The sequence below is a fragment of the Halopelagius longus genome (assembly GCF_900100875.1).
Taxonomy (GTDB): Archaea; Halobacteriota; Halobacteria; order Halobacteriales; family Haloferacaceae; genus Halopelagius; species Halopelagius longus.
The window spans coordinates 74,052-97,361 of sequence record NZ_FNKQ01000002.1; the positions used below are offsets into that span (position 1 = coordinate 74,052).

The window sequence follows — 23,310 nt, forward strand, 5'->3', positions numbered from 1 at the left end:
CAACCCCATCCGGAGATTTCGTCGCCAGCCATTCGGGATTCTGTTTAGTTTGGTTGGTAGGGGTGAATGGGGCAGATATATTGCAAAATAGCAGAGTCCGTTACTCGATGAAGATCAGTGACGTTCCTGGAAAACCTCAATTTGAGGTTGGAAGGCAGTATCTCCGAAAAGAGCTCCACGATCAATTTCAGGGACAGCGTCAGCACGGAATCTCGACCCCCTCCTCAAAATCATTTATATTCATCTTCACGGATCCTGCTTCTGAAGAACATGGGTATAGCGATAGGTTTCTCGAAAACGGGCATTTTGTCTACTCTGGAGAGGGTCGAGTTGGCGACATGACTTTCGATGGCGGGAACGAGCGTATCTTGAATCACAAAGAGAACGGCGATTCATTATTTGTCTTCGAGAAGGTGGATGAGCACAATGGAGCAGACGTAGTGACCTATGATGGAGAGTATGAATACATAGACCATTACTGGGAAAGAGCTCCAGATGACAACGACGAAATGCGTGACGCAATACGCTTTAAATTAACACCGTTGGGTGGACTTGATCCAGGTATAAATAAATCAGAAGCAGCCAATCTTTCGCGAGAAGACCTATTCAAGCGGGCCAGAGAGAGTACACAGGAAGTACCCACTTCGACCAAACCTGGGGCAAGAACATCATATACACGTAGCGACCTCGTTCGAGACTTTGCCCTCAAGATGGCCGATGGGGTTTGTCAAGCCTGCAACGAGGAAGCACCGTTTGTTTCTAACGGGGGGAAGCCATTTCTGGAAGTACATCATCTCTATCGGGTGAGTGACGGTGGTGTAGATGACCCCGAAAACGTAATCGCGATCTGTCCAAATTGCCACCGAGAAGTCCATCATGGACAGTATGGCGATCAGTTAAATGACCGTCTCATTGAGAATGCGAAAATGCGAAACCAACGTATTCAGCCGTGAAGTCGGAGAAGTCGTAACTTCGGGAGGTTATCCATCTCCTGCCCTATTCACCCATCATTTTTCTCACCAAGGGTTTCAACAAGGCCGTACCCAACTATCCTCCTACGGTTCCTGAAATGCAGGAACCCTTCACCTCTAACTGGTCGATATCACTGTACGGTTCAGAGTAGACTTGCTCAACTACCCCTTCGAGGCGTACATGATTTGCTGATACCGTGGCATGATCTACATGAGTTCGATGGTGAATAAATACCCATCCGACCTACCAGGTATAGGTGCGTTTTCGTAACAATCTCCTTGAGAGAGGCCGGTTAGAACACGACGATGGGGTGTGTCCACTGAATAACGTAACCTGCCGCGAAATGTTCCGTTGATTTTCCCACACGCATTGCCTAATTCTTGTTTGCTTGAGTCTTGGCACAGACGATCAAACCAAAGCAGGAAGAGCGTGATTATAACCAGGCCCTCATATTATTACTGGTAGTAATGTGGGGGTGGTTCCTGACCAGGTCTCTCTCCCCTGAACCCCACCAGTAGGACTCTTGACCACTGAAGAGGGTATCAGTAGTCTCTAACGAGAAAGACTTGATAGCCACCATGAGGCGTTCTCGCTCAAAAGAGGCCGTCGATTCAATTCAAGTTGAAGGGTCTTCTGTCACTCTGTGCCCTTCCTGCCTTAGAGAGGCTACTGATTCAATCAAGTCTCCCAATAAGACTACTAAACGTCTATCTTTATAACCGTAGGACATTACGAACCAGAAAACGACGAGAACTGGACGTGGCCAAAGTCACCTACAGAGTCCAGGGATTTGGTAGACCATATTTTAGTTTTTCCTGATTTCTCACTAACAATGTAGCCGAGGTCTTCGAGTGAACGAAGATTGACCATCACTTGCTGATATGAGATCGAGACCTCATCTGCGATGTCGTGACCTACCCACGTTTCCTCAGTATGGTTCTGGATCGCCTCGATAATCTCTCGCATTCCAGAGGACCATTTCTTCACGTCTGGAATTGGCTCACTACGCTTGACCCAATTAGGAAGAGCCGCGGTGTGAACATAGACAGTCGCTCCTTCACCATCCCGTCCAAACCGCATCACGGCTTGCAGGACTTCCTGTTCCCGCATTCCGTGGAGGATTTTGTTCCCGAATGGGCCATAGTCAGCGTCCATCCCCCGTGAATCATCTTCTCGTGAGGCAGACTTCCCCGCCAGTGCGGACCACATCTCCATGTGACTATCACCGTAATGTGGGCTTCCTGCTACGATACCAACTCTCGTTTTAGCAAATCTGTTGCTCCCTTTTATACCACCGTAATAGGCACTTTCTCCGACGAACTTCGAGAGACCCTCCCGCTTGTACTTCTGCAGCGCCTTCTGTGAGGTGATCAGAGCGGGCTTACACTGTTCACGGTTGCTAATAGCCTCAATGAGCGTGAGGTCTTGCCTTACTGTCACGCCTCCTCCTCCGGAATAGGGCTTCGCTACGGTCGGTTCCACTGTCTGAATGATATCCAGATTGAGAACATTACTGAGGTAGCTTTGCTTCTCTTCGTTCGACATGATTTGGGACCACTGGAGCGTTTCACCCAACAGTAGACGCCACTGCTCAACTGTAGGCGTTCCATCGAGCGCTATCACTCCCTCTGCCTCGCCAAGTGGGGGACGTGAAAGAATCGTAAGTGACTGCCCTTCTGGATCTCTTACTGCACGCTGGCCATTCGGAAGTTCGGCATATTCCCACCGGTTTTCCAAGTCTTCCGCATTGAGGATCGCGTAGGTCATAGAAGGTGCTCGTGCGTGAGCACTTCCAGTCACATTCTTTGCTGCACCAGCAACGTCCCTTCTGAGTCCTGGATTGTGGGTGTTGAACCAAACCATTCCATCCTGCTTGCGAGAGGGAACTCTCCGATACTCTTCTAAGTCCTTCACGTAGGTGAAGGGAAGACTATCATGTTCATCCAGATACGTGCTTACGGCTCTATTGACCGTCTCGGAGCTATACGTGGTCAAGAACTCCCCTTCTGGGAACTCATCGATTGCGACGTACCTTCCCTCGACGTACGCCGGAACGTGGGCATGCCGGTAGTGCCCTATTAGAACCTCATACGCGTCGGGATCAAAGTCTCGTCTGGAGATGTACGGGCAGGTCCCGTTCTTGCTGCAGGGGAGTTCCTGCCCAAACAACGTCTTTGCCTGAGTGTGGATCTCCCCCGGACGTAGCCCGGAATCTCGGTAGACGTCTCTAACGTTGGTCTTCCATCTGTCTCCGTGTTCTCCGTTTGCAGTTGTACAGTCATCATGGAATGAGGGTAGTTTTCGAGGAGTAAGCCTAAGTTCATGACACCAGCCGATATACTGATTGAACAGGTCATTCCGGGAGGTGAATATGGTTAGCGGTTTTCCGGACTTTGCGGCCCACTCCACAACCCCTCTACTCTTTCCGACCGAGGGGAGCGCTTCAATCAGTACCGGACTGTCTTGGTCGAATGCCCGTTTTATCTCTTGACTGAGACGCTTTCGAGCTAATTGGATAGTGATACCACTCTGCGGATGTAGTTTTCCAGCGCTCATTGTTCGTAAGGAGATTAGTCAATCCTGGACTACGTGTTCAGCGAGCCCAAACAGCAATTCAGCCGCTTCAATCGCAGAATGCCAGCTAAACGCGTAAGCATCTCTGGCGCGCGAGATTTCGCAAAGCCATCATAACGACCTGAGACGGTACTCTATGGCGTGTCTAAGGTCTGAGTCACGAAGATAAGAAGACGACTTCTCCTCAGTTAATAGACGTGCTCCACGAACATAAATGTTCCTATTTAGAGAATAACTATATTCGAAGAGTATACCTCTGCGAACTGATTCGGTTGCTGGCCACCATTCGCTTCAGAACCCAGTCGTAGTAGGCTTCCAACCCGTCGGGACTAACGTTCATCCGGTCACTAACCACTTCAGGGTATCTTCCTGGTCAGATCGTTGGCAATTGACCCTCGACACCAGCCATGAGGACTCTGAAACGACGGACATACAGAAGGGGTCTTCTCGGGTCCAGTCAGTCCTCGGCAGGAAGCGATACTGCTTGAATCATAGAAGGCCCCTTCCTAAAAGGTTAGAACACGACTGAGTGCCACAGTCGTAGACCAACGTGACCCACCGCGAGAAAATTTGGCAATTTTGGGTAGGTCATAGGGCTCGATTCCAAACTTGATCGAAGGGCCTCTGTCGAAGCAAACACGGGAGGTGCGTTCCCGCGCGATGATGTCACTTTCAGAAAACTGGAGAGTTATGCTGAATACTGGTCGCTTATTGAGAAGGAGGGCTGTTCAACGTGTTTCGTAGGTAAACAACTTTGTGCTTCTGTCGCAACGGTGGCTGTATGAACGAGGCGTTCTGGGACGGTATCGCCTACGTGCGATACACGCTGTACGCGCTCGCAGGGATCCTTATACTGGTTAATCCGTCTTCTGGCGCTCAGACCGTTGCTATCGCGTTCCTCATTGTCGGCGTGCTTCTGGCGGCGTTCAGTATGGGGGCTACAAAGGATAATGAAGAGATTGTTTGAGGACTCGACTCGAATCTTTGGTCTCTTCGAGATAGTTGGCATCTTCGGTTTTCTGGTCCTCCTGCTGGCCCAAGTATCGGTGATGGGTATTCCTCTTTCCCAGTTGGCAGGTATCGGAACCCTGTACATTGCGCTTTTTGGAGCCTTCCGGAGACTGAGTATTCAACAGTCCCGTGAAGATCAACATGAAGAAAACCCCGAACGAGAACGACGCAAGTGGGAGCACGAGGTAGGGCTGCCTTTAGAGGAATCTGATTCACAGATGGTCGTCTACAATGTATACGGGGAGAACGCGTACATTGATGCCAGGCAGGAGCGCCGTGAGCGATCGGACCGTGCCTTGGACCACACCCCCGTGGAGAAGCGAGCTCTGCAGAATAGAAACCTGGATGAATTTGAGTCTGAACGTGCAGGGCCTCACCAACAGGATAATAAGGAGGAACAAACTCCACGGGAGACTGTCCGATTTGTTCACGAGAAGGAGTCGGAGGAAGAGCGGGAACATGAGTTTGATCTGGAACGCGAATAGAACATTCATGCTCTTTCAACAGGGCCAAAAACAGAGCGCGGAGACGGATCGTTGTTCATGTGGGTGTCATTTTCGAAGTATCGCTTAACGCTGTCCCCCTGAATGTTTAAGTAGTCTGCTGCATTTGACTTAAACAGACGCGACAAGAGGGGACAATGCGGTAATACTCTCCTGCAAAGGAGAGCCCCAACGGCGCAGCGCTTAGGACGCTGTCCCATAGGGGTCCGCCGGTTCGAATCCGGTCCCGCGCATACTGCCTCGAACGAACGTGAGAGGCATGTCTGCGCAACGGCCGGAGAGAACCCTGCAAGGAACGCGCAGCGACCATCGGGAGCGAGCATTTCTTGCTCCGGTTCGAATCCGGTCCCGCGCATTTTCTGTCCGAGCGACAGCGAGGACGAAAACCGTTACGAGCGGATTCGAAGCAGGGAGCGAACGGACGTGAGCGACCGAGGTTCGAATCCGGTCCCGCACTCTGAACGAGTGAGGGAGCAGGCTGGATTCGCGGCCCAGAGGACGAGCGAAGCGAAGTCCTCGCGGTTCGAATCCGGCCCCACGACTTTCACGTCTCCGCACGATAGTGTATTAGCGTCGCCTTCGCTAGTAGGAGACGATGACCACGTACGAAATCGAACGGCCGGACGGGCCGGAACGAGGGGTTCGCGTACGGTGTCCCGAACACGGTGAGGAGAAGGAGTTCCAGCCCGGCTATCAGGGAGGTGCGTTCTACTGTTCGGGGTGCGGAATCGAAATCGAGGCGCACCTGCACGACACCCACGACTGGCGAGACTGGGGAGAGCGGTGTTGAGTCCGTCTACAGGCGGCTGACCGTGAGTGACCGAGGGTCGAATCTGGTCCCGTACTGGACGGCGACGGGTACCACGGAATGTCGCTTACTGGTCAGTGGGGGTCGGCCACCGCGGTGCTCTGCTCCTCGCGAGACGCTTCGCTCATTTCGGCGCCCAACCCGATACCCGCGGCTGCAACACCCATGGTAAGCAGGACGAGCGCCATCCGAAGGTCACCCAGCGGGAGCTCGGGGTGAATACTAAACATCGGAGTTCCAATCACTAAGCCGACGTACAGAATCTGTTGGAGTGGTTCAGCATCATTCAAAGTACGGCGATTTCGAGCCAGTAACCACCCGGCCAGCCCCCACGTGAGGCCGAGGAAGAACAACAGTTGCGGGTCCCACTGACCCTCCGCGTAGTATGCTCCACCCATAAGCACTCCGGCGATCGCACCGATGGATACGTGTTTGAAATCGGCCACGATAGTTCTGCCCGCCGCAATCACAAAAATGTTGGATCAGTGGTTTACTTGAGGGTATGACATTTTGCGCGCTACGTAGCAGTTCGTTCGGAGCCACCGAGACGAATTGTACGCGTCTCCGTAGGAGATGCAACTGCTGTATCTTGCGTACCACCCCTGTCAGTTCGCTGCTCTAGCGGAGCCAGAAAGCGGGACGCAGGGAGAGCGCCTTGTTCTTCGCGGCTATCCGTGGGGAAGACGTCCGCTGGTGTACGAAATGAGTCATGTCCGGTCCGCCAACCCGATAGCAACACCGACTGCTAATCTGACTGTGCGTACACGACTCTCGGCGGACTCGTTTCGATCACTCCCTCGAACCCCGAATCACGAACGCGTTAGCCGCTATCTACTGTTTCTCACCTTTGAGAACATGCCGCAACTCTTTTTCACACCGGCGCTGACGTATCAACGATGGCGGCCTTACCGGACCTCCTCGGAGATATCGTCGAGAACGTGGACGGGTTGTTCCTGTTCTCCCCCAGCAGTTCGTTCTACGAACGCTTCGTCGAAGCGGACCCCGACGTACCGGTGGTGGTCGTCGCACCGGAGAACGTCGTGGACGCCGAGACGTACGTCCAACTCCCCTTGGAGTTCGACAACGTCCGCGACAGAATCCGCTTCGGCGTCGAGGGCGCGATGGAGCACGGACTCGTCGAAGACGGCGACGCCGTCGCCTGTAGCGTCTCGGTGTTCGACGGCGACATCGATTCGGTCATCCGCGTCCGCGTCAGCGAGGGGATGCGCTCGGGCATCTTCGACCTGTTCGCGAACTCCCGCGCGGACCCGAGCGTCATCCGCGACGTGTTCGAGGTGGCGATAGAACTCGGGAAGAAGGGCCAGAAGGGCAAGCCCGTCGGCGCACTGTTCGTCGTCGGCGACGCCGGCAAGGTGATGAACAAGTCCCGACCGCTCTCGTACAACCCCTTCGAGAAGTCCCACGTCCACGTCGGCGACCCCATCGTGAACGTGATGCTCAAGGAGTTCTCCCGCCTCGACGGCGCGTTCGTCATCTCCGATTCGGGGAAGATAGTCAGCGCGTACCGCTACCTCGAACCGTCCGCCGAGGGCGTCGACATCCCCAAGGGTCTCGGCGCGCGCCACATGTCCGGCGCGGCTATCACCCGCGACACGAACGCCACGTCCATCGTCCTTTCCGAGTCCGACGGCCTCGTCCGGGCGTTCAAGGGCGGGAAGATGATTCTCGAAATCGACCCGGAGGGACACTGATGGTCCGGGGGACACTCGCACAGGCCGGGACGGGCGGCGGGTCCGTCCTCGGAGAACTGTTCGACTCCGTCCCGCAGGACGCGTGGTTGGCGCTCGGCGTCCTCGTCGTCGGCGTGGTTATCGCCTTCATCCTCGGGTCTCTCACCCGTCGCGTCCTCGACGGACTCGGCATCCCGGAGGCCATCGAGGGAACCGCCTTCGAGCGAACCGCGCGCGACTTCGACACCTCGACGGTAGAGCTGTTGGGATGGCTCGTCCGCTACTTCGTCATCGGCGTCGCGGTGTTGGCCGCCCTGTCGCTGTCGGACGTGAACTACGCGAACCAGTTCTGGAGCCGCGTCGTCGGGTTCCTCCCGATGCTGTTCTTCGCGGTGGTCATCCTCATCATCGGCATCCTCGTCGGCGACAAGGTGGAACTGCTCATCACGGAGCGACTGCGCGGCGTCAAACTCCCGCAGATAGGCATCATCCCGGCCATCGCCAAGTACACCATCTTCTTTCTGGCGACGCTCATCGCCCTCTCGCAGGTTCGGGTGGCCACCGAGGCGTTGGTCGTCGCCCTCGCGGCGTACCTCTTCGCCCTCGTGGTGTTCGCCGCGATAGCGTTCGCGGACCTGCTGAAGTCGGGGGCCGCCGGGACGTTCCTCCTCCTGAACCAACCGTACGCGATAGGCGACCGGATTCGCGTCGGCGAGACGGCGGGCATCGTCCAAGAGGTTGACCTGTTCGTCACCCACATCGAGACGGACGACGAGGAGTACATCCTCCCGAACCGGAAGGTGTTCGAGGAAGGCATCGTCCGCGTTCGGTCGTGAGGCCGTCTCTCTCGTCGCAGTTTTCTCCGCGCCACCGTCGACGAAACCGCCGTGCTGCGGCGAGATACCGTGCGATATCGAAGTAACCCGGAAAGTGAAATACCCTCACCACGACGTAGTGCCGTGGACGGGAGCGACGACGGGGCGGCCGAGGGGGAACTCGACGAGGAGGTGTACCGCAGGGCGTTCCGAAGCACGGAAGCGCCCGCGGTCATCGCCGACCCGGACTTCGTGATACGTGACATCAACCGCGGCGGACTGGATTTTCTGGGGTACGAACTGGACGACGTCGTCGGCCAACCGCTGACGGTCATCTCCGGCGACGACGACGTCTCCGCGGAGATTCTCGACTCCCTCTCGCGGGGGGAACGGTGGCGCGGACAGTTCGCCGTCGAGACGCGCAACGGGCGCAACGTCTACGGCACCGGGTCCGCCTCGCCCATCGTCGTCGACGGCGAGACGAAAGGTATCGTCGCCGTCTTCGTCGATACGACGAAGCAACGCCAGTACGAGAACGCGGCGGAGGTGTTGAATCGGCTGCTCAGACACGACCTGCGCAACGAACTCAACATCATGTACGGACACATCCAACGCGCGCAGTCCGCCGCCGAATCTCCCGCCGCCGACGAGAGCCTCGAACGCGCGCGAGACAAAATCGTGGATATCGTCCACAAGACCGAACGCGCCCGCGACCTGCGGGACTTACTGGAGAAGTCCCACTCGGCTTCGAACCGGCCGGTCAGACTCGATATCGTCCTCAACAACAAGCTGGTCGAGGTGATGCACGAGTACGACGAGGCCGAGTACGAGTTCGAGGTGTTCCCGGAGGTCACCGTCGTCGCAGACGACCTGCTCCCGGCGGCCGTCGAGGCCGTCCTGGAAAACGCCGTCACGCACAACGACGCGGAGACGCCGCGGATCGAGGTGTCGGTGGACGTGGGAGACGGCGACGTCGTCGTCTCCGTCGCGGACAACGGCCCGGGCGTCCCCGAGTCGCAACGCGACCTCATCTTCGGCCGCGAGGAGTTCGACCAACTCCACCACGGCACCGGAATCAGCCTCTTTTTCGCGGACAGCGTTCTCAGCGGCTACAACGGCGACATCTGGGTCGAGGGCAACGACCCCCGCGGAGCCGTCTTCAAAATCCGGCTCGAACGGCCCTGAGTCACGACCGTCCGTCGCCCCGTCTCACTCGCGTTCTGCGTCTCCAGAGTCGTCCCCGTCGCTTTCGCCCATCGGCCGCGCCGGAACGCCCGCGACGGTCGTATTCGGCGGCACGTCCCGCGTGACGAGGGAGTTCGCGGCCACCTGCGCGCCCTCGCCGACGTGGACGCCCGGAAGGATGACCGCCTTCGCGCCTATCATCGCCCTGTCGCCGATAACCACCTCGCCCGTCCGGTACTCGTCCTGCAGGAACTCGTGGCAGAGAATCACCGAATCGTAGCCGACGACGGCGTGGTCGCCGAGGGTGATGAGTTCGGGCCAGAACACGTCCGGGGTGGCCTCAAGTCCCCACGAGACGCCGCGGCCGACGGTGACGCCGAGGCGTCCCAGCGCCCAGTTTTTCAGCCAGAAGAACGGTGCGACGCGGGCCACCCACACGAGCAGGTAGTTCAGCGTCACGCGCCAGAGGGGCTTTGCGTCCGTCCAGTGTCGCAGGGAGTTCAGCGGTCCCGGCGTCGGGTGCGTCGTCACCCGGTGGTGTCGTCGCCCCGCGGGGTCCGCGCCCGTCCCGTCGCTCTCGTCGCTCACGCTCTCGGATTCGCGGGCGCGGTACAAAAGCCATACCCGAATCGCGCCGCCGCGCGGCGTTACTCGCCGCGGAGCTCGGCCACGTGGTCGATGCGCTTTTCGACGAGTTCGGGTTTGCCGATGTCGTGGCGGATGCGGACGCCCTCGCCCGCGGCGGCGAGTCCCTCCTCGGCCTGCTTCTCGGCCTCCTCGATGGAATCGGCGACGCCGACGACGGCGAAGGACCGCGAGGTGGTCGTGTAGATGCCGTCCTCGCGGGCGTCCACGCTGGCGTAGAACAGTAGCGCCTCGCCGACGTTCTCCTCGTCCACCGTCACCGTCGCGCCCGAGTCGGGGTCCGTCGGGTAGCCCTCGGGGACGGCGTACTTACAGACGGTGGCCTTCCCCGCGAACTCCAGTTGCGGAATCTCCTCGCCGTCCCGGGCCGCCGTCACCACGTCGAGGAACGACGTCTCGAGGACGGGCAGGGTGTTCATCGCCTCCGGGTCGCCGAACCGGGCGTTGAACTCGATGACCTTCACGCCCTCGGCGGTGAGCATGAACTGCCCGTAGAGGACGCCCTTGTAGTCGGGGAGGGCCTCTATCGTCGCCTCCAGAACCTCGACGGCGTCGGCGTAGTCGTCGCCGGTCATGAACGGCAACTGCGGCGAGGCGTCGGTGTAACTGCCCATGCCGCCGGTGTTCGGCCCCTCGTCGCCCTCGTAAGCGCGCTTGTGGTCCTGCACCGCGGGCGTCGGATGGACTTCGCCGTTCGCCACGAACGCTTGGACGGTGAACTCCTCGCCGACGAGTCGTTCTTCGAGGACTATCTCCTCGTACTCCGACTCGCGGAGGTACTCCTTGGCCTCCGCCTTCGTCACTTGGTCGCCGGTCACCTTCACGCCCTTCCCCCCCGTCAGACCCGCGGGCTTGACCGCCAAGTCGCCGTCGTACTCGTCGATGTACTCGCACGCCTCCTCGACGTCCTCGAAGACGGCGAAGTCGGGGCATCCGGGGATACCCTCCTCCTCCATGAACCGCCGTTGGAACGCCTTGTCCGTCTCGATGCGGGCCTCTTCGGCCTTCGGGCCGAACGTGTAGACGCCCGCGTCGTCCAAGGCGTCGGCCACGCCCGCCTCCAGTGCGGACTCGGGGCCGACGACGGCCACGTCTGCGCCGACGTCCTCGGCATAGGCGACGATGTCCTCGGCCGCCGTCTCCGAAATCTGCTCGAATCCGGCCGCGAGCGAGGCGATGCCGGGGTTTCGGTTGCTCGCGCAGGCGTACAGTTCGCACTCTGAATCCGCGGTCAGTGCGCGGGCTATCGCGTGTTCTCGGCCGCCGCCGCCGACGAGGAGCGCAGTCTCGGTCATACGCGGTACGGCGATGCACGAGAGTGTAAAAGTTGCTCTTCGGACAGCGCGAGATGCGCACGAACGTGGAGTCGATTCGCGAGTCCACTGCACACGTCACCCGGTGACCGCCCGAACGCCCGAACGAGTCGCCGTCTCCACGCCCCTTTAGTCCCTCACTCCCCTACCCCCACCCATGAGCGACGTTCTCGGGCGAAATCGGCTGGACGACGAAGAGAGTCCGTACCTCCGCCAGCACGCGGACAACCCCGTGAACTGGCAACCGTGGGACGACGACGCACTCGAAGTCGCCCGCGAGGAGGACAAGCCCATCTTCCTCTCGGTGGGCTACTCCGCCTGCCACTGGTGTCACGTGATGGCCGAGGAGAGCTTCGAAGACGAGGAGGTGGCGTCCGTCCTCAACGAGTCGTTCGTCCCGATAAAGGTCGACAGGGAGGAGCGACCCGACTTGGACCGCATCTACCAGACCATCTGCCAACTCGTCACCGGCGGCGGCGGGTGGCCCCTCTCGGTGTGGTTGACGCCGGAGGGCAGGCCGTTCTACGTGGGGACGTACTTCCCGAAGGAGGAACGCGCAGACAGGGGGAACGTCCCCGGGTTCTTGGACCTCCTGCGCTCGTTCGCGGAGTCGTGGGAGACGGACCGCGAGGAGATAGAGAACCGCGCCGACCAGTGGACCGACGCGCTACGGGACAACCTCGAGACGACGCCCGAGGCATCCGGCGACGCGCCGGGCGAGGAGATTCTCGGCACCGTCGCGGCGGCGGCGGTTCGCGGCGCGGACCGCGAGTACGGCGGGTTCGGCTCCGGCGGCCCGAAGTTCCCGCAGGCCCGCCGCGTCGAATCGCTCCTCCGGACGTACGTCCGAACCGGCGACGAGACGGCGATGGACGTGGCGACGCAGACGCTCGATGCGATGGCCGGCGGCGGCCTCTACGACCACGTCGGCGGCGGCTTCCACCGCTACGCCACCGACCGCGAGTGGACCGTCCCGCACTTCGAGAAGATGCTGTACGACAACGCGGAACTGCCGCGTGTCTACGTCGCCGCGCACCGACTCACCGGTCGCGAGGACTACGCGCAGGTGGCCCGCGGCACCTTCGAGTTCGTCCGGCGCGAACTCCGCCACCCCGACGGCGGGTTCTACAGCACCTTAGACGCCAGAAGCGGCGGCGAGGAGGGGACGTTCTACGTCTGGACGCCCGAGCAGGTTCACGAGGCACTCGACGACGAGACGACGGCCGACCTGTTCTGCGACCGGTTCGGCGTCACGGAGTCGGGCAACTTCGAGGACGGGACGACGGTACTGACGGTGTCGGCGTCCTTCGAGCAACTCGCCGAAGAGTACGACCTCTCGGCCGAGGAGGTAGCCGACAGACTCCACGAGGCGCGACAGACGCTGTTCGAGGCGCGCGAGGACCGCGTCAGGCCCGCGCGCGACGAGAAAGTGCTCGCGGGGTGGAACGGCCTGATGATATCCTCGCTGGCGGAGGGCGGACTCGTCCTCGGCGACGAGTACGTCGAACTCGCGGAAGACGCCCTCTCGTTCGTCCGCGACCACCTCTGGGACCCGGAAGAGAGGCGACTCGCCCGGCGCTACAAGGACGGCGACGTGAAGGGCGACGGCTACCTCGAAGACTACGCCTTCCTCGCCCGCGGCGCGTTCGACCTGTATCAAGCGACGGGCGACGCCGAGTACCTCGCGTTCGCCCTCGACCTGACGCGCACGTTAGAAGAGCAGTTCTACGACGAGTCGGCGGGGACGCTGTACATGACGCCCGCCGAGGGCGAGTCGCTCGTCACCCGCCCGCAGGAACTCCAGGACCAGTCCACGCCGTCGAGCGTCGGCGTCGCCGCGTCGCTCCTCCTCGATTTGGACGCCTTCGCTCCCGAGGCGGACTTCGCGTCCGTCGCCGGGGCCGTCGTCGACACCCACGGCGACCGGATTCGCGGCCGACCGCTCGAACACGTCTCGCTCGCGTTCGCGGCAGAGAAGCGCGCCCTCGGTGGGACGGAACTCGTCGTCGCCGCGGAGGCGCTTCCGGAGTCGTGGCGCGAGACGCTGGCTGACCGCTACGTGCCCGACACCGTCCTCTCGGTTCGCCCGCCGACGGACGACGAACTCGGACCGTGGCTGGACAGCCTCGGCCTCTCCGACGCGCCGCCGGTGTGGAAGGGCCGGGAGGCGCGCGACGGCGAACCGACCGTCTACGCCTGCGAGGGGCGGACGTGCTCCGCGCCAGCCCACTCCGTCGAGGAGGCGTTGTCGTGGCTCGAAGGCGGCGCGGACGACGCGGACGTGTCGCTGGACGACGTGGACGACATCGACCTCTGAAGCGGGTTCGAAAACGCGGGCGAGCGGTTACGATTCGAGTCGGTCCGCGAGGTAGACGGCGATGGGGGAGGCCTCCTCCTCGACGAACCGCGCCACCTCCTCGCCGTCGCGTTCGACGACGACGGTGGGGATGAGTTCGATGCCGTACTCCTCCACCTTCGGTCCGACCTTGCTCCCGTCGTCAACCTTTTCGACGGGGTAGTGGTGGACGTTCTCCTCGGGGACGCCCGCGGCGTCGAGTGCGGCCCCGAAGTCGGGCAGTTGCCCCCGGCAGTCGCCGCACCAGTCGCCGCCCCACACCCGGAACACCAGTCCGTCCTCCGAGAGGGTCTCGACGGCGTCCTCGTACGACTCCTCGTCCCACATCGGGTTCGGCTCCATCGTCTCTAACGTCTGTGACTCGGCGTCGGCCATGGGAGACGGTACCGGACGGAGGGCTTTAATCGGCGCGGTCCCGGTCAGGTTCGCACGCGTCCCGGCCGGGTTCGGTACCGCCTCCCTCTCGCCGCCCGTCACGGAATCCGGCGCGTCTTGCCCTCGTCCGCCATCGTTTTCGGTCCGAGTCGTCTACACGTCGGTAATGGACGCGAGTATCCTCGAGACCATCGGGTCGCCGTTGGTCCGAGTGTCGTCGCCGCCGGGGGCCCTCGTGGCGGCGAAGATAGAGTCGAAGAACCCCGGCGGCTCCGCGAAGGACCGCCCGGCCCTGGGGATGATAGAGGCCGCCGAACGCGAGGGGGCGATATCGCCCGGCGACGAACTGGTCGAACCGACGAGCGGAAACACCGGCATCGGTCTGTCGATGGCCGCCGCGAGCAAGGGCTACGACATCACCATCGTGATGCCGTCCTCGAAGTCGCCGGAGCGGCGCGAAATCATGCGCGCGTACGGCGCGACCATCGAACTCGTCGACGGCGACATCTCCGCCGCGAAGGACCGCGCCGACGAACTGGAGGCCGAGGGGATGACCCAACTGCGCCAGTTCGAGAACCCCGCGAACCCCGACGCCCACTACCGCACCACCGCCGAGGAGATTCTCGAACAGGTGGAGGGGCGGAGCGTCGACGCACTCGTCGCGGGCGTCGGCACCGGCGGCACCCTCTCGGGCATCGGGCGACGCCTCCGCGAGGAGTTCCCCGAGATGGACATCGTCGCCGTCGAACCCGAGGAGAACGCCGTCCTCTCGACGGGCGAGTCCGGCGACGACGACTTCCAAGGGATGGGACCGGGCTTCGTCAGCCCGAACCTCGACAGGGACCTCGTAGACGGCGTGGAGACGGTCTCCCTCGACGCCGCCGAGGCCGAGTGTCGCCGCCTCGCCCGCGAGGAGGGCATCCTCGTCGGGCAGTCCTCGGGCGCGTCGAACATCGCCGCCCGGCGCGTCGCCGAACGACTTGCCGACCCGGACGCCGACTGCGAGAGCGACGACGCAGGCCCCGTCGTCGCCGACGGGTCGGGCGAGACGCTCCCGGACGACGACTGCCCCCTCGTCGTCACCGTCTTCTGGGATAGCGGCGAGCGCTACATGTCCACCGGCATGTTCGACTGAAGGAAGAGGCGAATCAGCGCGTTCACGCGGTTCGGCTTCTCGCGCGGCGGCCAGTGGCCGCAGTTCGGCAAGATGCGTACCTCCGCGTCCGGAACGAGAGACCCCGCGCGGACCGACCACGACTGCGGGACCAGCCTGTCGTCTTCGCCGTGGACGAACAGCGACGGAACCGACACGTCCGGCAGTCGGTCCACGTAGTTCGTCTTCGGCCCGCGCAGACCGATTTCGGCCCGCTGGAACCGCCGCCACGCCTCCCCGCCGTTCCGCTGTGCCTCCGCGTACACCTCGTCCACCAGCGTCGGCGAGACGTTGCCGTACCCGACCACCGCCCGAACCGAGAAGTACGCGACGGTGCGACTCCGCGCGACGGCCCGCCACGAGAGGTCGCTCAGGTACGGAATCCGCGGGACGAGTGCGCTCAGGACGCCGCCGGGCACCGACCCGCCGAGTCCGTACCCGTCGATGGCGACCAGCGCGGACACGTCGTCGGCGTGTTCGAGGGCGTACCCGACGGCGACGCCGCCGCCCATCGATACGCCGACGACGACGGGGTCTTCGACGCCGATTTCGGGGAGGAACCGTTCGAGCACGCGCACGTAGTAGTCGGTCGTCGGCGTCCGTTCCGGCGGGTCGCTCTCGCCGTACCCCGGCAGGTCGGGCGCGACGACGCGGAAATCCTTCGCGAGGGCGGGCATGACTTCCTTCCAGGAGAGCGACGCGCTGTCGAGGCCGCCGCCGTGCAGGAGGACGATGACGGGGTCTTCCGAGTCGCCGGCCGTCAGATAGCGGAGACCGAGGCCGTCGAGTTCGACTTCTCGCGACTCGGACCCGTATGGAACCGCCATGGCGTCGCCTACGACCTCCCGAACAAAAAGGTGCGCAACTACCGACCGAACTCGTCGTCGCTCACGCGGACGACGACCGTCTCCTCCACGTCGCGGAGGTCGTACGTCGGCACCGTCCCGTCGGGCCGCCGGGTGACGTACATCGGTTCGACGAGGCGGCCGTCTTCGAGGCCGTAGACGGCGAGTCGCTCCTTCGTCTCCTCGGGGCGAACCTCGCCGTCGCGGACCTGTTCCGCGAGGCCGCGAGAGAGCCACTCGGTGTCGCTGATGCTCGGTTCGCGGACGAGGACCGTATCGACGAAGCGGACGAGATACCAGTTGAGGTCGTTACAGAGAGAGACGGCGGCGCCGACGCTCACCGTGTCGACGGCCACGGAGTTGGCGAACGGCTGGCGTATCTCGTACGTCGAGAGGGCGGCCCGCGCCGTCTCGCGGGAGAGGAGTTCGTACTGGACGTTCACCTCGGGTGCCCCGACGAAGCAAACCCGCGTCACGTTTCGAGCCTGACGGCGGGCGGCTAAATCGGTTGCGGTGCGGCGGTCTGCGGTCGATTCCGGGCGCGGTTCGAGCGCTCACTCGTCCGTCGGAGACTCGTCGGCGTCGATACCGTCGAGCCACGTCGTCGCGCACAATTCGTCGCAGAACGACAGCAGTCGTCGCTCGTACGTCAGCTTCGAACCTCCGTCGGGGCGTCTGTCGCGGCCCAGTTCCGCCTGATAGTGGTCGCCGTCGAGGTTCACGGTGCCGCCGCACGCCGGGCACGTCTCCGTTCCGACCCGCCACGAGGAACGGGGGACCACCTGTCTGACGGTCCACGAGGAGTCGATTCGGCCGTGGGGAGGGCGGCGCGTCTGTGACATCACGCGAGGGTACGTTCCGAACGCACGTAAATCCATTTTAACCCCATTATTCACGGTATAGGCGGCAGAACGAAGTAAAATGTCCATTATAATCGACGTTCGTACAGACCCCGTTACGGTCCGAGGTCCACGACGGACCGGTCCGCCGCCGCCGCCCGCGCCATCGACAGGAGTTCGTCCGGTTCGGCGTCTTCGACCGCCTCCACCGTCGCGTTCGTCTCCGGGTGCGAGGGGGCGACCCGTTCGCACCCGACGGGGAGCGTCGAGTCCGAGAACGTATCGAGGGCGCGCGCCTCCTCGACGATGGCCGTCTTGTCCACCGTCAAGAGGGGACGGTGGACCGGAATCGAGACGGCGGCGTCGGTGGTGGCGAGGTTCGCGCCCGTCTGGGAGGACTTCTGTCCGAGGGACTCGCCCGTCACGACGGAGTGTGCGCTCACCTCGCGGGCCACTGCCTCGCCGGCGGCGAGCATCGCCCGTCGGAGCGACAGCATCCGCGTGTCGTGCAGTTCCTCGACCACCGTCTGCACCACCTCGCCGCCGGGGACGACGTGGAGTCGAACGTCCTCGTCGGGCGCGCGCCGCGAGAGCGTCGTCGCCACCTCCGTCGCGCGGGCGCGGTGGTCCGCGCCGCCGTAGTCGCCCAGATCGACGTACACCGGCACGATAGAACAACCGCGGCGCATCATCCGCCACGCCGCGACGGGCGAGTCGATGCCGCCGCTGAGGAGGACCACCGCGCGGCCCTGCGTGCCGAGGGGGAGTCCGCCCGGCCCGTCCATCTGGACGGCGGAGACGAACGCCTCGTCGTCGCGCACTTCGACCCTGTACGTCCGGTCGGGGTCGTCTAAGTCCACGGGCGCGTCGGTTTCCGCTTGGACGGCGCTTCCGCCCTCCACCTTCAGGTCGCGACTTGAGAACGGGTGCGCCGAGGGCGGGCCGACGCGGCGACTCTCGACGGCGAACGACTCCTCGGCCCCGTGGCCGCGTTCCGTCGAGAGCGTCCGGAGGGCGTCGGAGACGGAATCGAGCGTCGCGTCGGCCAGCACCGCCGGTCGCGCCCAGACGACGCCCGGTAGGGTGGCTATCGTCTCCGCGACCGAATCCGCCTCCTCTGTCTCGACGAGGATGCGCGCCCACCGCCTCTCGACGGTTCCCGAGAGGCCGGCGTCGGCGAGGGCGGCGCGGACGCTCTCGGCGAGTCGCTCCGCCATCTTCGCGCGCACCTCGCTACTCTTCGTCCCGAAGTCCCCGTACCCGACAGCGACGACGTTCTCGGCGTTCACTACCGTGCCGTACTCCGCGGTCACCAATCAGCGTCTCGGTCCGTGGCTCGGTCCGATTCCGCCGCCGAAAACGTCGACTGCCCTATATATTTACTGTATATTTACCAACAACTACGTTTGACAAAGTGTCTACTATTATAAACTTCTTAATGGGTTACTGGTGGTTTCGTAATTGATTGACGACCTCACCCGCGGCAACGGATACCACTACTCCTCCACAAATGGACGCTAACTCGGACCTCGAACCGGACGACCCGGCAGAATCGGACGTGGACTTGGACGACTCGCGGTACTACTTGAACCGCGAACTGAGCGAGTTGGAGTTTCAAAGACGAGTGCTCCACGAGGCGTTGGACGACAGGCAACCCCTCCTCGAACGCGTGCGCTTTCTGTCCATCTTCACGAAGAACATGGACGAGTTCTTCATGAAGCGCATCGGCGGCCTGAAACAGCAGATAGACGCCGGGGTGACCGAATCCACCGCCGACGGTCGGACGCCCGAGGAGCAGTGGCGGGAGGCGTTGGAGACGGCCCGGCCGATGTTCCGCGCGCAGGCGGAGTGTTTCCTGAACGAGGTTCGCCCCGCCCTCCGCGAGGAGGGTATCCACGTCCACGACTACGACGACCTGACGACCGAACAGCGCTCGGAGACGCGCCGCTACTTCGAGGAGTCCGTCCTGCCGACGCTGACCCCGCTCGCGTTCGACCCCGCTCACCCGTTCCCGTTCATCTCGAATCTGAGCCTCTCGCTCGCGGTGTTGACCGAACGCCCCGGCGAGGACGAACCGACGTTCACGCGCGTGAAGATACCGCAGAACCGCCCCCGACTCGTCGAAGTCGGGGAGGACGAGTACGTCCTCCTCGAAGAGGTAATCCGTTCGAACCTCGATCTGCTCTTTCCGAAGGCCGAGGTGGTCGATACGACGCTGTTCCGACTGACGCGAAACGCCGAGGTCCGCCGGAATCAGGAGGTCGCCGAGGACCTCATAGAGATGATTCGGGAGGTGCTCGAACAGCGACGGTTCGCCACCGCCGTCCGCCTCGACGTCGAGGAGGGGGCGTCCGACCGGGTTGTGGACCTGCTCGTCGAACAGCTCGACATCTCCGAACGGGAGGTGTTCCGACTGCCCGGCCCCCTCGACTTCCGCGAGTTGATGGACCTGACGGAACTGGACCGCCCGGACCTGAAACTCGACCCCTGGACGCCGCAACCGCACCCGCGCTTCCGTCGCTCCGGGTCCTCGGCGGAGGTGGGCACCGACACCTCGAACTGCATCTTCTCGGAGATTCAGCGAGACGACATCCTCCTTCACCACCCCTATCACTCGTTCGGCGAGACGGTGCAGGAGTTCCTCGACCAAGCGGCCAACGACCCGAACGTGTTGGCCATCAAGGCGGCCATCTACCGCACCGCCTCGGACTCGAAGGTCATCCAGAGCCTCATCGACGCCGCGGACAACGGCAAGCAGGTGGCGGTGATGGTCGAACTGAAAGCCCGCTTCGACGAGCAGAACAACTTAGAGTGGGTCCGTCGCCTCGAAGAGGAGGGCATCCACGTCGCCTACGGCACCGTCGGCCTGAAGACGCACACGAAAACCGCCCTCGTCGTCCGCGAGGAGGACGACGGCGTGGAACTGTACTCCCACGTCGCCACCGGAAACTACCACTCCGGCACCGCCAAGGGGTACGTCGACCTCGGACTCCTGACGGCGGACCGGGACATCGGCCGCGACTTGGTGAAGGTGTTCAACTTCTTCACCGGTCCGTCGCTGGACGAGGAGTTCAGGAAACTCCTCATCGCGCCCGTCACGATGCGCGAACGGTTCACCCACTTCATCCGGCGGGAGGCGCGCCACGCCCGGAAGGGCGAGGACGCCCGCATCGTCACCAAGGTGAACGCCCTCGAAGACCCCGAGTTCGTCGAGGAACTGTACCGCGCGTCGATGGCGGGCGTCGATATCGACCTCGTGGTGCGCGGCATCTGCCGCCTCCGACCGGGACTCGAAGGAATCAGCGAGAACATCACCGTCCACAGCATCGTCGACCGGTTCCTCGAACACTCGCGCATCTACTACTTCGAGAACGCGGGCGACCCCGAGTGGTACCTCGGGTCGGCCGACTGGATGACGCGGAACCTCGACAACCGCGTCGAGGCCGTCGCGCCGGTCGAAGACCCGGATCTCCGCGAGCAACTCCGCTTCGTCCTCGAACTGGCGATGTCGGACAACCAAAAGCGCTGGACGATGAACGCCGACGGCAGCTACGACCAACGGTACCCCCGCGACGGCGAACCGGTCGTCAACATGCAGTCGATTCTGATGGAGCAGACGCTCGAATCGCTCCGCCAGACCGGCGTGGAGAGCGGCTTCCTCCCCGACTCCCCCGCCACGCCGGAGGAACTCCTCGTCGAACCCGTCGACGGTTCGGACGACGACGACGCCGACGGCTCCGATGACTCGACCCGCGACTCGGGGGACGGCTCCGACCGCTCAGACGCGACGAAGGCGGAATCCACCGCGGCGTCGGGCGGCGGTGCCGCAGTCGCGTCGGACGCGGAACTGGGCGACCCCGGTCCGGCGGGCGCGTCCCTCGTCCGGAACCGGGCGGACGCCGACGCGTCCGCAGTCGAGAACGGGGCGGACCCGAGGTCGGACGCCGCCGCCACTGACGCCGACGATGCGGAGGACGCCGACCTCCCGCGGGCCATGCGCGTCCACGACGACCGGTGGTACGTCCCGGAGAGCGACCACTACGCGTACGCGGTTCGGACGCCCGACGGCGGGCGCGCCTACCGGAAGACGAAGACGGCGGCGGCGTCGCTCTTAGAGCGGTACTACGGCTGAAAAGGCGGCGTCGGTCCCTCAGAACGTCGTCAGGTCGCCGTCGATGGCCTGCCGCGTGATGTCGGTGACGTTCGCGAGGCGGTCGTCGACGATCTCCTCGACGTCGGCTTCGATGTCCGAGAGGGCGACTCCCTCGTCGGTGACTATCTTCGCGTCCGCGACGTGCGGTTCGTCGATGGGGCGGCCGATCTGGGAGAGCAGGCGAATCTGCAGGTCGCGGATGCCGTCTACCTCGGCGACGACGGTTTCGGCGATGTCCGTCGACAGCAGGTTGTATATCTTCCCGATGTGGTTGACGGGGTTCTTCCCGGAGGTGGCCTCCATGCTCATCGGTCGGTTCGGCGTGATGAGGCCGTTCGCGCGGTTCCCGCGGCCGACGGACCCGTCGTCGCCCTGTTCGGCGCTGGTTCCGGTGACGGTGAGGTAGATGGAGCCCTCGTCGTAGTCGTCGGCCGTGTTGACGGCGACGTTCACCTCTCGGTCGGTGTACTCGCGGGCCACGTCGCCGGCGAACTCCTCGACGGACGCGACGGCGTCTTTGTACTCCTCTAAGTCGTCGATGTAGGAGTCTATCATCGCGGCGGCGACGGTGATGTCTATCTCGTCGCCCTCGCGCTTGCCCATCACCTTCACGTCGGGGCCGAGGTGCGGGTTCTCGTCGGCGTACGTCGAGTTGAGTTGGCGTTCGACGTTCAGCACTATCTCCTCGGTTTCGGTCAACGGCGCGTGGCCGACGCCGAAGGAGGTGTCGTTGGCCATCGGCACCTGCACGTTCTCCTCGCCGAAGACGTCCTGCAGGTCGCCGGACCCCTCGCCGAGTTTCACGTCCACGACGATGTCGGTGCCGAATTCGAGTTCGGGAATGTGCTCGTCGAGGTAGTCGCGGGCGGCCTCAAGAGCGACCGAATCGACGGGGAGTCGTTCGCCGTCGTACTTCTTCGTCGCGCGACCCACGATGAGGAGGTAGATGGGTTCGACGACTTCGCCGCCGCCGAAGGCGGGGGCGGCCTCGCCGGCCACGAGTTGGGTCTCGTCGGTGTTGTAGTGGAGAACTTTCCCCACCCGGTCGAGGTACAGATTCGATAGGGCCCGGGAGACGCTCTCGGCGATTCCGTCGGAGATGGAGTCGGGGTGACCGATTCCCTTTCGCTCGACGATTTCGACCTGTTGGTCCTCGACGGCGGTCCTGTCGGCCGCCTCGATGCTGATGTTCCGGTCGGTCATTGTGGGGTCGTTCTTCACCGGCGATGCTATAACTTGCGGAAAAGATTAGCGACACGAGAATTACTATCAAACATCATCCGGCCGACGCGACGGCCCGACGAGGGGTCACTCCTCGGAACCGAGGAGCATCCCGAGGTACGACGTCCGAATCTGTTCGCCGGGGTCGAGTCCGAGTTCGCGCGCGACGGCGTACGCCCCCTCCCGGACCGACTCGACGTCCGCCTCCGATCCGGCCTCGCGTTCGATTTCGACGAACTCCCCGACGCCCTCCACGGCGTCGAGGGTGACGGTGTAGCCGTCCACCCGGTAGAACTCCCGTTCCTTCTCCACCGTCGCCGCCGGTTCGAATCCGAGGCCGTCGAGGACGGCGTCCATCGTCCCGCCGTCGGCCACTTCCGTCTCGTGTTCGGCCCGCGTCTTCGACTCCGCCTCCACGAGTGGCCCTTTGTAGGTGACGCGCGCCGTCGTCTCCCCGTCTCCCTTCTCACCGTCCCCATCTCCGAGTCGCGTCTCGCGGCGGATGCGGAGGGCCTCGTCGGTCGCCGCGAAGTCGCGGTGCGGCGCGTCGTAGTAGGTGTCTACCTGCCGCACGCGCCCGACGCGTTCGGCGCGCCCGTCGTCGAGTTTCGCCCGCACCCCGTCGCGGTCGGCCCGCACCTTGACCTCGACTTCGTACATGCGTCGGTCGTCGTCCCCGCCGAGCAAAAGCGTGGGTGACTCCGAAATCCGGTCGGCCCGCCGTTTGCGCCCACCGCCTCTGGCGCGCCGAGAGCGTCGCAGCCGTCGCCTGTGGCCTCCGATTTCGGCGGAAAACGGCGCGATTCGGGCGTTTTCTCCGCGACGGGCGAAACGTGATTCTTAAGGGTCAC

The 23,310-nt window shown here is 62.9% G+C and carries 21 protein-coding genes; 10 read left to right on the top strand and 11 right to left on the bottom strand.

Annotated features, from left to right (window positions below; genetic code table 11):
* Nucleotides 1-107: 107 nt before the first annotated feature.
* Entirely contained in the window at nt 108-953 is an 846-nt protein-coding gene (locus BLS11_RS06235; protein ID WP_092534701.1) for an HNH endonuclease, read from the top strand.
* Nucleotides 954-1,701: 748 nt separating this feature from the next.
* Here the strand turns inward: BLS11_RS06235 and BLS11_RS19010 are convergent.
* Nucleotides 1,702-3,528: a hypothetical protein gene (locus BLS11_RS19010; protein WP_139172777.1), complete on the bottom strand. Its 1,827-nt coding sequence runs from the start codon at nt 3,526-3,528 to the stop codon at nt 1,702-1,704.
* Nucleotides 3,529-4,327: 799 nt separating this feature from the next.
* On the opposite strand from BLS11_RS19010, the gene BLS11_RS06245 reads away from it, so the two are divergent.
* The 3 genes from BLS11_RS06245 to BLS11_RS06260 all read left to right on the top strand — a co-directional run bounded on the left by BLS11_RS06245 (nt 4,328) and on the right by BLS11_RS06260 (nt 5,850).
* A complete protein-coding gene (locus BLS11_RS06245) occupies nt 4,328-4,513 on the top strand; it encodes a hypothetical protein (RefSeq protein WP_092534707.1) in 186 nt (61 codons plus the stop codon).
* Nucleotides 4,497-5,042, top strand: a complete 546-nt coding sequence (locus BLS11_RS19015; RefSeq protein ID WP_139172778.1) for a hypothetical protein — start codon at nt 4,497-4,499, stop codon at nt 5,040-5,042. Before BLS11_RS06245 ends, BLS11_RS19015 begins: the two co-directional genes overlap by 17 nt.
* Nucleotides 5,043-5,655: 613 nt before the next feature.
* The gene (locus tag BLS11_RS06260) at nt 5,656-5,850 is read left to right on the top strand and encodes a hypothetical protein (protein ID WP_092534713.1); all 195 of its coding nucleotides are present in this window, start codon (nt 5,656-5,658) and stop codon (nt 5,848-5,850) included.
* Between the two features lie 92 nt (nt 5,851-5,942).
* On the opposite strand, the gene BLS11_RS06265 is transcribed toward BLS11_RS06260, so the two are convergent.
* A complete protein-coding gene (locus BLS11_RS06265) occupies nt 5,943-6,314 on the bottom strand; it encodes a hypothetical protein (protein WP_092534716.1) in 372 nt (123 codons plus the stop codon).
* A gap of 450 nt (nt 6,315-6,764) precedes the next feature.
* On the opposite strand from BLS11_RS06265, the gene dacZ reads away from it, so the two are divergent.
* The 3 genes from dacZ (at nt 6,765) to BLS11_RS06280 (ending at nt 9,559) form a co-directional block, all read left to right on the top strand.
* Nucleotides 6,765-7,580 carry a diadenylate cyclase gene (dacZ, locus tag BLS11_RS06270; protein WP_092534719.1) on the top strand — a complete coding sequence of 272 codons (816 nt, stop codon included), beginning with the start codon at nt 6,765-6,767 and terminating at the stop codon, nt 7,578-7,580.
* The gene (locus BLS11_RS06275) at nt 7,580-8,395 is read left to right on the top strand and encodes a mechanosensitive ion channel family protein (RefSeq protein ID WP_092534722.1); all 816 of its coding nucleotides are present in this window, start codon (nt 7,580-7,582) and stop codon (nt 8,393-8,395) included. Before dacZ ends, BLS11_RS06275 begins: the two co-directional genes overlap by 1 nt.
* A gap of 123 nt (nt 8,396-8,518) precedes the next feature.
* On the top strand, nt 8,519-9,559 hold the full coding sequence (locus tag BLS11_RS06280; RefSeq protein WP_092534724.1) for a sensor histidine kinase: 1,041 nt from the start codon (nt 8,519-8,521) through the stop codon (nt 9,557-9,559).
* Nucleotides 9,560-9,583: 24 nt separating this feature from the next.
* Here the strand turns inward: BLS11_RS06280 and BLS11_RS06285 are convergent, their stop codons facing one another.
* Together BLS11_RS06285 and purD are read right to left on the bottom strand one after the other, a co-directional pair.
* Complete coding sequence (locus tag BLS11_RS06285; protein WP_092534727.1) at nt 9,584-10,147, bottom strand: acyltransferase; 564 nt, start codon at nt 10,145-10,147, stop codon at nt 9,584-9,586.
* 59 nt (nt 10,148-10,206) lie between these two features.
* The gene (gene purD / locus BLS11_RS06290; protein WP_092534730.1) at nt 10,207-11,499 is read right to left on the bottom strand and encodes a phosphoribosylamine--glycine ligase; all 1,293 of its coding nucleotides are present in this window, start codon (nt 11,497-11,499) and stop codon (nt 10,207-10,209) included.
* Nucleotides 11,500-11,674: 175 nt separating this feature from the next.
* Between purD and BLS11_RS06295 the strand changes: the two genes are divergently transcribed.
* A complete protein-coding gene (locus tag BLS11_RS06295; RefSeq protein WP_092534733.1) occupies nt 11,675-13,834 on the top strand; it encodes a thioredoxin domain-containing protein in 2,160 nt (719 codons plus the stop codon).
* Nucleotides 13,835-13,861: 27 nt separating this feature from the next.
* On the opposite strand, the gene BLS11_RS06300 is transcribed toward BLS11_RS06295, so the two are convergent.
* A complete protein-coding gene (locus BLS11_RS06300) occupies nt 13,862-14,248 on the bottom strand; it encodes a thioredoxin family protein (RefSeq protein ID WP_092534736.1) in 387 nt (128 codons plus the stop codon).
* A 166-nt stretch (nt 14,249-14,414) separates the two neighbouring features.
* Between BLS11_RS06300 and BLS11_RS06305 the strand changes: the two genes are divergently transcribed.
* Nucleotides 14,415-15,383 (top strand): PLP-dependent cysteine synthase family protein, encoded by a 969-nt coding sequence (locus tag BLS11_RS06305; RefSeq protein WP_092534739.1) that lies wholly within the window; start codon nt 14,415-14,417, stop codon nt 15,381-15,383.
* Here the strand turns inward: BLS11_RS06305 and BLS11_RS06310 are convergent.
* The 4 genes from BLS11_RS06310 to BLS11_RS06325 all read right to left on the bottom strand — a co-directional run bounded on the left by BLS11_RS06310 (nt 15,356) and on the right by BLS11_RS06325 (nt 18,398).
* Nucleotides 15,356-16,228, bottom strand: a complete 873-nt coding sequence (locus BLS11_RS06310) for an alpha/beta fold hydrolase (RefSeq protein ID WP_092534742.1) — start codon at nt 16,226-16,228, stop codon at nt 15,356-15,358. The two genes, BLS11_RS06305 and BLS11_RS06310, sit on opposite strands and share 28 nt — an antisense overlap.
* A gap of 38 nt (nt 16,229-16,266) precedes the next feature.
* Nucleotides 16,267-16,722 (bottom strand): DUF5804 family protein, encoded by a 456-nt coding sequence (locus BLS11_RS06315; protein ID WP_092534745.1) that lies wholly within the window; start codon nt 16,720-16,722, stop codon nt 16,267-16,269.
* A gap of 78 nt (nt 16,723-16,800) precedes the next feature.
* Complete coding sequence (locus BLS11_RS06320; RefSeq protein WP_092534748.1) at nt 16,801-17,088, bottom strand: hypothetical protein; 288 nt, start codon at nt 17,086-17,088, stop codon at nt 16,801-16,803.
* 113 nt (nt 17,089-17,201) lie between these two features.
* Nucleotides 17,202-18,398: a tRNA sulfurtransferase gene (locus tag BLS11_RS06325; RefSeq protein WP_245698785.1), complete on the bottom strand. Its 1,197-nt coding sequence runs from the start codon at nt 18,396-18,398 to the stop codon at nt 17,202-17,204.
* Nucleotides 18,399-18,595: 197 nt separating this feature from the next.
* Here BLS11_RS06325 and ppk1 point away from each other — a divergent pair, with 197 nt between their 5' ends.
* Nucleotides 18,596-21,217 carry a polyphosphate kinase 1 gene (gene ppk1 / locus BLS11_RS06330; protein WP_092534751.1) on the top strand — a complete coding sequence of 874 codons (2,622 nt, stop codon included), beginning with the start codon at nt 18,596-18,598 and terminating at the stop codon, nt 21,215-21,217.
* An 18-nt stretch (nt 21,218-21,235) separates the two neighbouring features.
* Here the strand turns inward: ppk1 and BLS11_RS06335 are convergent, their stop codons facing one another.
* Nucleotides 21,236-22,441 (bottom strand): methionine adenosyltransferase, encoded by a 1,206-nt coding sequence (locus BLS11_RS06335; protein WP_092534754.1) that lies wholly within the window; start codon nt 22,439-22,441, stop codon nt 21,236-21,238.
* Between the two features lie 105 nt (nt 22,442-22,546).
* Nucleotides 22,547-23,119: a class IV adenylate cyclase gene (gene cyaB, locus BLS11_RS06340; protein ID WP_092537147.1), complete on the bottom strand. Its 573-nt coding sequence runs from the start codon at nt 23,117-23,119 to the stop codon at nt 22,547-22,549.
* Nucleotides 23,120-23,310 lie beyond the last annotated feature (191 nt).